The 8,991-nt window shown below is 64.8% G+C and carries 10 protein-coding genes and 1 pseudogene; all 11 read left to right on the top strand.

Translation table 11 applies throughout. The features are described 5' to 3' along the window. Positions 1-431: pseudogene (locus Q0176_RS02390) on the top strand (hypothetical protein); the annotation flags it as partial. Further along, positions 406-1,053, top strand: coding sequence for an SMC-Scp complex subunit ScpB (gene scpB / locus Q0176_RS02395; RefSeq protein WP_299298902.1), 648 nt, complete (start codon positions 406-408; stop codon positions 1,051-1,053). The pseudogene Q0176_RS02390 and the gene scpB, both read left to right, overlap by 26 nt. Next, complete coding sequence (locus Q0176_RS02400) at positions 1,043-1,762, top strand: pseudouridine synthase (RefSeq protein WP_299298904.1); 720 nt, start codon at positions 1,043-1,045, stop codon at positions 1,760-1,762. Before scpB ends, Q0176_RS02400 begins: the two co-directional genes overlap by 11 nt. A gap of 24 nt (positions 1,763-1,786) precedes the next feature. After that, the gene (locus tag Q0176_RS02405) at positions 1,787-2,668 is read left to right on the top strand and encodes an HDOD domain-containing protein (RefSeq protein ID WP_299298906.1); all 882 of its coding nucleotides are present in this window, start codon (positions 1,787-1,789) and stop codon (positions 2,666-2,668) included. A gap of 2 nt (positions 2,669-2,670) precedes the next feature. Beyond that, a complete protein-coding gene (cmk, locus tag Q0176_RS02410) occupies positions 2,671-3,351 on the top strand; it encodes a (d)CMP kinase (protein WP_299298908.1) in 681 nt (226 codons plus the stop codon). After that, positions 3,348-3,977 carry a lysophospholipid acyltransferase family protein gene (locus Q0176_RS02415; RefSeq protein ID WP_299298910.1) on the top strand — a complete coding sequence of 210 codons (630 nt, stop codon included), beginning with the start codon at positions 3,348-3,350 and terminating at the stop codon, positions 3,975-3,977. Before cmk ends, Q0176_RS02415 begins: the two co-directional genes overlap by 4 nt. Before the next feature lie 31 nt (positions 3,978-4,008). Further along, a complete protein-coding gene (hflX, locus tag Q0176_RS02420; protein WP_299298912.1) occupies positions 4,009-5,127 on the top strand; it encodes a GTPase HflX in 1,119 nt (372 codons plus the stop codon). A gap of 323 nt (positions 5,128-5,450) precedes the next feature. After that, complete coding sequence (locus tag Q0176_RS02425; RefSeq protein WP_299298914.1) at positions 5,451-6,425, top strand: DctP family TRAP transporter solute-binding subunit; 975 nt, start codon at positions 5,451-5,453, stop codon at positions 6,423-6,425. 4 nt (positions 6,426-6,429) lie between these two features. After that, positions 6,430-6,900, top strand: coding sequence for a TRAP transporter small permease (locus tag Q0176_RS02430; protein WP_299298916.1), 471 nt, complete (start codon positions 6,430-6,432; stop codon positions 6,898-6,900). Beyond that, the gene (locus tag Q0176_RS02435; protein ID WP_299298918.1) at positions 6,897-8,171 is read left to right on the top strand and encodes a TRAP transporter large permease; all 1,275 of its coding nucleotides are present in this window, start codon (positions 6,897-6,899) and stop codon (positions 8,169-8,171) included. Before Q0176_RS02430 ends, Q0176_RS02435 begins: the two co-directional genes overlap by 4 nt. Before the next feature lie 100 nt (positions 8,172-8,271). After that, positions 8,272-8,901 carry a cyclodeaminase/cyclohydrolase family protein gene (locus Q0176_RS02440; protein WP_299298920.1) on the top strand — a complete coding sequence of 210 codons (630 nt, stop codon included), beginning with the start codon at positions 8,272-8,274 and terminating at the stop codon, positions 8,899-8,901. Positions 8,902-8,991 lie beyond the last annotated feature (90 nt).

Genomic DNA, 8,991 nt, shown 5'->3' on the forward strand with positions numbered 1-8,991 from the left:
GGGAGATGCGTTACTTCCGCCGCGTCGTCGAGGAGGACGAGGTCCCGGAGGCCCCCCGTCCGGAGGAGCTGGAATATGACATCGGGGACCTCTACTTCCTTTCTCGGGTGTGGTGGGGGCTTTTCGAGCGCTGGTCGAGGTCCCGCGGCCGGGATGAAAATGCGCTCTGGAACGAGGTGGAGGACGCCGAGTGGAGCGGGATCCCCGAGGCCCTTCCCGAGGAATCCCAGATCCAGGCCCGCATCGGAGAGCTCGAGGAGCAGCTGGCCCGGGATTCTTTGCTGTCGCTCCGCACGTTGTGCGGGGCGGCCAAATCCGTCAAACTGCTGGTGGTGACGCTGTTGGCGCTTCTCGAGATGTGCCGGATGGGAAAGATCAGCATAGAGCAGGAGACCCTTTTTTCCGATGTCACGGTCCGCGCGAAGTCCTGAGTGCTCCGATCACGCCGAGGAGCGGAGGAGCCTGTCCGTCCTTGCGGCCCAGATCGAGGCCGTGCTCTTCCTCGCCGTCTCCCCCGTCCCGTCCGGGGAACTGCAGTCCGTGCTCGGCGTTTCGGGGGGGGAGGTGTCCTCCGCCCTGTCGGAGCTGGCCGCGCACCTCGAGGGCGGGCATGGCCTGGTCCTCAGGTCCGTCGCGGGAGGGTGGGTCCTGGAGACCAACCCTCATTTCGCCGAGGTGCTCGCCCTGTTCCGCGATACCTCGCGCAGGGGGCGCGTCCGGCTCAGCCGGGCCGCGGTGGAGACCCTGGCCGTGATCTCGTACAACCAGCCCGTTACGAGGTCCGAGGTGGAGGAGCTGCGCGGGGTTCGTTCCGAACGAGTCATCGAGACGCTTCTGAGCCATGGGCTCGTGCGCATCGCGGGGCGCAAGAAGGCCAGCGGGTCGCCCCTGCTCTATCGGACGACGCCGCGTTTCCTGGAGCTCTTCGGCCTCGAGGCGATAGCGGACCTGCCGAGCCTGGAGGAGCTTGGAGAGCTTGGGGCCGACCCTCTGGAGGATGCCGGGCCGGAGGGACCGTTCCCCGAGGGGGAGGAGGAGACCGGTGCGTCTTAACGCTTTTTTGGCGGCGTGCGGCGTGACCTCGCGGCGCAAGGCCGAGGCCGTGATTCTCGAGGGGCGGGTCCGGGTCAACGGCAAGATCGTCCTGCTTCCCTACCTCGAGGTCGACCCGGAAAAGGACGACGTGCGGTGCGACGGCCGCAGGGCGGTTCCGTCCGCACACGTCTATGTGGCGATGAACAAGCCGGTTGGGGTGGTCTGCGCCGTGGCGGACAAATACGACCCCGTCGTGGTGGACCTTCTGCCCGAGCGGCTGCGCCGGGAGCGCATCTACCCGGCGGGGCGCCTCGACCGGGAGAGCGAGGGACTGCTGATCCTCACGAACGACGGCTCCTTTGCCCAGAGCATCCTTCATCCGTCCAAGGGTGTGACCAAGGAGTACGAGGTGCTGCTCAACATCGAGATCAACGAGCGGCAGACGGAGCGCTGGAGAAACGGGTTCGAGATCCAGGGGCGCCATGTCCGGCCCATCGCCCTCTCCGCCCTGGACAGGGAGCCGCGGGGGCGATGGCTTCGCGTCGTTATTGGAGAGGGGCTCAAGCGCGAGGTGCGGACGATGGCCAATCTGGCCGGCTTTTCGGTTCGTGCCCTGATCCGCCGCCGCGTCGGACGCATGGTCCTGGAGAACCTTCGTGTCGGCGAGTTCGTGGAATTGTCTTTTTCCGAACTCTACACTAAAATATTTGAAGGTGGCGCAGTATAGCCCTCACGCAAGGAGGACATGTCCGTGAGTGAAATCGACGAGCGTTCAAGGGAACTGATCAAGACACGTATCATCAACAAAATGAAGGAGATAAAGTCCTTCCCTCAGTTTGTGGTGGAGACGCTGCGAAAGCTCAACGACCCTACCAGCAGCGCGTCGGACGTCGCTCAAAGCCTCTCCCGTGACGAAGGGATGGTTCTGCGCATCCTGAAGCTGGCAAACTCCGGGATGACACGCCACATGTCGAACATCTCCGAGGCGATAGCGCTCCTGGGCTACAAGAACGTCAGCAACATCGTCCTGGCGGCGACGGTCTACTCCGTCATGGACAAGGGGCTCTCGGGCTATGCCCTGGACCGCGGGGAGCTGTGGCGCCACTCCCTGACCGTGGCCTACGCCTCCCGCTACATCGCTCAGGTCACGAAAAAGGTCTCCCCCGAGGAGGCCTATGTCGGAGGGCTTCTTCACGATGTCGGAAAGGTCGTCCTCAACGACTACGTGCGCTTTGGATACGGCATCATCGTCAAGATGGTCGAGGAGGAGCAGATCCCGTTTACGGAGGCGGAGTTCCGGGTGCTGGGGTTCGACCACGCCATGGTGGGGGAGATCCTGGTGGAGCGGTGGGACCTTCCCAAGGGATACCAGTGCGCCGTCGCCTATCATCACAAGCCCAACGAGCTCCCGGAGGAGTTTGCGGAGTTTCAGCCTCTGCTGGACGTCGTCAGCGTGGCCAACTCCATGTGCCTGATGCTGGGGATCGGCATCGGGGCGGACAGCATGCAGAACTACATGTTCCCCGAACCGCTGGAGCGGCTGGGCATCACGAACTTCGAGGGCCTGATGTCGGATCTCGTGGACTTTGCGAGCAAGGCCACGGAGGAGATGGCGGACATGCGGGGGTTCTGAGCGTGTCCTTCGTCGTCGCCATCGACGGACCGGCCGGGGCGGGAAAGAGCTCGGTCGCGAAACGGCTGGCGCACCGGTTGTCCGTCCGCTACCTCGATACCGGGGCGATCTATCGCGCCATAGCCTTCGACCTGGACCGAAAGGGCATCCCTCCCGACGACACGGCGGACCTGCGGGGGGCCTTGAGGGGAATCTCCATCGAGCTGAGGGAGGGAGGCGTCCTCCTGAACGGCGAGGACGTGAGCGCCGCGATCCGAACGCCTCACGTGGATGGGATCGTCTCGGCCTATTCGGCTCTGGGGTGCGTCCGGGAGGCGCTGCTGGATCTCCAGCGAGGGCAGAGACAATATGGTTCCTTGGTCGTGGAGGGGCGTGACGTGGGAAGCGTGGTTTTTCCCGATGCGCCCCTGAAGTTTTTTATGACGGCCTCGCCGGAGGCCCGTGCGCGCCGCCGCTGCCTCGAGCTGCAGCGAAGGGGAGAGCTCGTGCCCTTCGAGGATGTCCTGTCCCAGATACGTGTGCGGGACCGTTTCGACAGCACCCGGGCGATAGCCCCGCTGACGCGGCCCGAAGATGCCGTCCTCGTCGACACCTCGGAGATGACGGAGGACGAGGTTCTGGAATACCTGGAGCGACGCGTCCGGGACGTGCTGGAGCCGGAGGGGAGGGAGGAAGCCCAGTGAAGCCCAATCCGCTGTTCTACTGGATGGTCCGGAATACCTTCCGGATCATCCTGAGAGTTTACAATCGCTGCTCCGTCCGTTGGCTGGAGGACCTCGACCCGGACGAGAGGGTGGTCGTGGCCTGCAACCATGCCAGCAACCTCGATCCCCTCGTCGTGGGGGCGTTTTTCCCGAGGCGCCTCCGCTACTTCGCCAAGGAGGAACTCTTCCGCTCGTGGTTTCTGGGAACCTCGATCCGTGCCCTCGGCGCCGTGCCCGTTTCGCGGGCGGACAACGCCTCGGCCGCGGGCGCCCTGAAGGGGTTCATGAAGCTCTATCACGAAGGAAGCGACATCCTGATCTTTCCCGAGGGGGGGCGTTCCCCGGATGGCCGCCTTCAGCCCCTGGAGGCGGGCGTCGCCCTGATCGCCGCCAGGGAGCGCGCTCCGATTCTGCCGGCCTTCATCCACGGAAGCTTCGACGCCATGCCTACGGGCTCCCGTTTCGTCCGTCCGTCGAGGATCACCCTGACCTTCGGGTGGCCTCTGCGCTTCCCCACGGAGGTCTATGAGAGCAGGGGCGGCAGGGACGTCATTATGGGGGCGTTGACGGACGCCATGAGGGCCCTTGAGTCGGCGCCGTCCTGAGCGTGGGACTCCCCGCTCGGGGGCGATTTTGGTGGGGCTCTCCCTTCCGGACCGGGAGGGGGAGCCCGAGAACTCCCTCGACGAGCTGGCGCTGCTGCTGGGTTCTCTGGGCATCGAGGTGCTGGGGAGCGTCGTGCAGCGCAGGGAGTGTCCCGACCCCGCCTGCCTGATCGGCAGGGGCAAGGCGGAGGAAGTCCGCCTGTTCTGCCTCTCGCGGTCGGCCCGTTACGTCGTCGTCGACGAGCGGCTTTCTCCCGTGCAGAAGAGCACGCTGGAGAAGCTCACGGGGGCGACGGTCTGGGACCGGCCGTTCGTCATCATGAAGATCTTCGAGCGAAGGGCGGTTACGGCGGAGGCGCGCCTCCAGGTGGAGTTGGCCCTGACGCGCTACGAGATCCCCCACCTGAAGGGATTGGGACTCCAGATGTCCCGGACGGGGGCGGGGATCGGGACGCGCGGGCCCGGGGAGACGGAATTTGAACGCCACCGCCGCCGGCTGGAGCGGCGCGTGCGCGAGATCTCCAGAAAGCTGGAGAACGTGAGGCGGCAGCGCCGTCTCGTCCGGGATCGGCGGAAGAAACGGGGAATCCCGACGGTGTCCCTGGTCGGGTATACGAACAGCGGAAAGTCCACCCTGCTGAAGGCCCTCTCCGGGGATGCATCGATCCTCGCGGAGGACCGGCTTTTTTCCACGCTGGACACGTCGGTGCGGCGCATCGTCCTTCCGGGCGGGGGCGCGGTGCTGTTCTCGGACACCGTGGGTTTCATCCGAAGCCTGCCCCCTGCGCTGGTGGCCGCTTTCTGCGCCACACTCGAGGAGATTCGCGAGGCGGAGCTCCTGCTGTTGCTGCTGGACGCCTCCGATCCCGAGGCCATGTCCACCTACGAGGTGATCGTGGACACGCTGACGGAGATCGAGTGTCGGGAGCTCCCCCGCCTGCTGGTCCTGAACAAGCTGGATGCCGTCCCTCCGGGAGAGGCGGAGAGCCTGGCTCTGGCCCTGAGGGTGAAGGGCGAGGACGTCCTGGGGATCAGCGCCCTGCAGGGGACCGGGCTCCGGGGGCTTCTGATGTCCGTGGAGCGGGAGCTGGCCTCCCGCAGCGAATGGTTTACGCGCCCGGCGTCCTTCGATGCGCTGAGGAAACCCTGATTGGATTCATGTGGCCTCCCGGCGGTACCCCAGCTTGCCTGTTTTGAAAAGGAGGCTTGCCGGGGCCGCCGCTATCCCCGGAGGGGAGCCTTCCGGCAGCCGCTCGCTTCGCTTGCTGGCCGCTCGGTCTCGGGATCGCGGCGTGGGGGCAAAAATGAAATACGCCGATTCGGCTCGTTTGGCCTCGGCTCCCGGTGAAATGGGGGCCGAGGCCAAATGCTGTACAACATTTCTCTTTTTATGTAAAATGGAACTTGTGTTTTAGTCTCTCCGGCCCGAGGAGGGCAGGGATGTAGACATGCGAAGACGTTTGGGAGGTTTGGATGATGAAGATGGGAAAGTGGGTTGCTGCGGTGGCTGCGGCTGTGTTATGGGCCGGTGCGGCGTTTGCCGGGACGACGGTGAGGGTCGGGCACGTCCTCAACCCGGATCACCCGTGGAACGTGGCCTTGGAGGGGCTGGCGTCCGAACTCGCGGCCGCGACGGAAGGACGGGTAACGCTCAAGATCTTTCACAGTGCGCAGCTGGGCAACGAGAAGGATCTGATCGAGGGGCTCAAGATGGGAACGGTCGACGGCGCCCTGGTCGGAGGCTCCTCGTTCCAGTCCCTGGACCCGAAGTTCGGCATCGAGGAGCTGCCCTATGCCTTCGCCACGAACGAGCAGGCATACAAGGCCTTTGACGGCAGGCTCGGGGAGGCCCTGTTCGGTATCCTCAAGTCCAAGGGCATCGTCGGCCTGTCCTGGTGGGAGAACGGATTTCGCCACATCTCCAACGGCAGGCTGCCGATCGAAAAGCCGGAGGACCTCGCGGGAATCAAGATCCGGGTGACGCCGCAGAAGATGCGCCTCGACACCTTCACCGCGCTGGGCGCCTCTCCCATGCCCATCCCGTTCGGCGAGCTCTACTCCGCGCTTCAGCAGGGCGTCGTGGACGCGCAGGAGAACCCGCTGGTCATCTTCGTCTCCAACGCCTTCTACGAGGTTCAGAAGCACCTGTCCCTGACCGGACACATCTGGACCTCGGCCGTGCTCTGCGTGGGGGAGGACGTCTGGGACGGGATATCCGAGGCGGACCGCGGGACCTTCCTGAAGCTGGCCGCGAAGTGGCGCGACGAGGAGCGCCGGATGATCCGCGAGGCGGATTCCGCCCTGGTGGAGGAGATCCGGAAGAAGGGCGTCGACGTCCGCGAGGTGGACAAGGCCCCCTTTCGCGAGGCCGTCCAGCCCGTATGGAAGAGCTTCGAGCCGGTGTTCGGCGAGGAATTGATGAAGCTGATCCGGGAAACGGGCGAGTAGGCGCATGAGGATATTCGACAGGCTGCTCAGGCCCTTTCTCGTCCTCTCCGTGCTCCTGATCTTCCTCGAGGTCGTTGTCGAGGTCGCCTCGCGCTTCATATTCCACAATCCTCTGCCCTGGGGGGCGGAGGTCAGCCAGACCCTGCTGGTGTGGATGACCTTCGTCGGTGCGGCGGCGGCCTTCCTCAGGGGCGAGCACATCGGCATCGAGATGCTGGCCGAGCGCCTGCCCCGCGCCGCGCGCACGGTCCTTCACCGTGTGAACGTCCTGATCCTTCTGGCGTTTCTGGCGTGCGGAATTCGCAGCGGCAGCAAGGTCGTGGCGCGGGTCTGGGACGACGTCACCGCGTCGCTGCAGATCTCCGCGGGCGTCCTGTACCTGGCGCTACCCGTGGGGTTCGGCCTGATGACCCTCTTCGCGCTCTGGATGCTGTTCACGGGGAAGGAGAAGCTGGATGGGGGGAGCCCGTCATGACGCTGCTTCTGGGCTCCATGCTGGTGCTGATCGCGATGGGGATACCGGTGGCCTTCGCCATCGCCGTCTCGGGCGTGACGTACCTGACGCTCTTCGAATCCGTGCCCATCGCCGCCATCGCGCAGCGCATGGTGGTGGGCGTGGATTCCTTCACGCTCCTGGCCATACCGCTCTTTCTGCTGGCGGGGACGCTCATGGCCCGGGGGGACATCACCCCCAAGATCATGCGGCTGGCCTCCATCCTGGTGGGGCGCATCCCCGGCGGACTCGCCATGGTCCTGGTGGTCTCGTGCATGCTGTTCGGGGCCATCTCGGGGTCGGGCATCGCGGACGTCGCGGCCATCGGCTCCATCGTCGTGCCCATGATGCGCCAACAGAAGTACGACATGTCCTTCACCGCCTCCCTGCTGGGCTGTGCGGGGTCGCTTGGAACGGTCATCCCGCCCAGCATCGTCATGGTCATCCTGGGCGTGACCATGGGCGTCTCCATCGGAAAGCTGTTCCTGGCTGGGATCCTCCCCGGCCTCCTGCTCGGCATCGGGTTGATGGCGCTCTCTTGGTTCTTCGCCAAAAAGGAGGGGTACCCCTGCGGGGCGAAGCCGACCCGGCAGGAGATCGTCCGGGCGCTGAAGGAGGCCATCCTGCCCATGGGCGCTCCGCTGATCATCGTCGTTGGCTTCCGCAGCGGCATCTTCACCGCCACGGAGACGGGCGCCGTCGCGGCGCTCTACGCCCTCGTCCTCTCGGCCTTCGTCTACCGCAGGCTCTCGCTTCGGGACTTCTGGGAGGTCTGTCACTCCGTGGCCCTCACCAGCGCTTCGGTGCTCTTCATCATCTCCGCAGCCTCGCTGTTCGGGTGGCTACTGGCCCTGGAGGAGATCCCGCAGAAGGTCGCGCAGGCGATCCTGGCCCTCTCCGACGACTACTGGACGGTTCTGATCTTCTTCAACCTGCTGCTGCTCGTGCTGGGGACGTTCATGGAGTCCATCGCGATCATCATCATCATCGTCCCGGTGTTCATGCCGGTGATGACGCAGCTGGGGGTGGACCCCATCCATCTGGGGGTGATGATCGCCGTGAACCTGGCCATCGGAGCGAACTCCCCGCCGCTCGGCGTGGACCTGATGACGGCCTGCAAGATCACGGAGACCCGCTACTCGGGTTCGTTCCGCTACATCTACCCGTTTTTGAGCGTCATGGCGCTGGTTCTGCTGCTGATCATCCTGTTCCCGGAGGTGTCCACGTGGATTCCCAACGCGGTGCTCCGGTGAGGCGGTTGTGATATGATACGGACAAGACGGTTTGTACCGGCGTGTTTTGAAGGATCTTGGGCCATCCTGACCATCTTTTGAGATATAAGGAGGAATAGACATGATTATGACGGACATGACGGTGAGGGCTTTTTCGGAGAAACTGGCGTCCAACGCTCCGGCCCCCGGGGGCGGGAGCGCGGCGGCCCTGTCGGGCGCGCTGGGAGCGGCGCTGATCTCCATGGTCTGCCGACTGACGCAGGGCAAGGAGAAGTACGCGGAGTTCGAGTCGCTGGTCATGGATACGATTCCGAAGTCCGACGAGCTGATGAACGCCCTTCTGGATGGGATTCAGAAGGACACCAACGCCTTCGACGGCGTCATCGCCGCGTTTGGGCTTCCCAAGGGGACGGACGCGGAGAAGGCTGCACGGACCGAGGCGATCCAGAAGGCCTACAAGGAGGCGATCGTCTCCCCCGAGACGACGGCCGAAGACTGCCTTGCCGTGATGCGTCTGGCCAAGAGCCTTCTGTATAAGAGCAACAAGAGCGCGGCGAGCGACCTGACCGTTGGGGCCTTGCAGGCCTTCGCCGGGCTCTCCGGCGCGCTCGAGAACGTGGCGATCAACCTGCCCTCGATCAAGGACACGGCCTACGTGGCGAAGAAGCGCGAGTGGATGAAGCTCGTCGAGGATGAGGGCATGAAACTCCTGAAGGAGGTTCGGGAGGGCGTCGCCAAGATGATCGCGTAGCTTGCCATGCCGCGGGGAGAATCCCAAAAAACTTCCTCGGGGCTCCGCCCCGAACCCCGCCAAGGGAGCAAGCTCCCTTGGATCCCTTTT

The organism is uncultured Fretibacterium sp., assembly GCF_938040765.1.
Classification (GTDB): Bacteria; Synergistota; Synergistia; order Synergistales; family Aminobacteriaceae; genus CAJPSE01.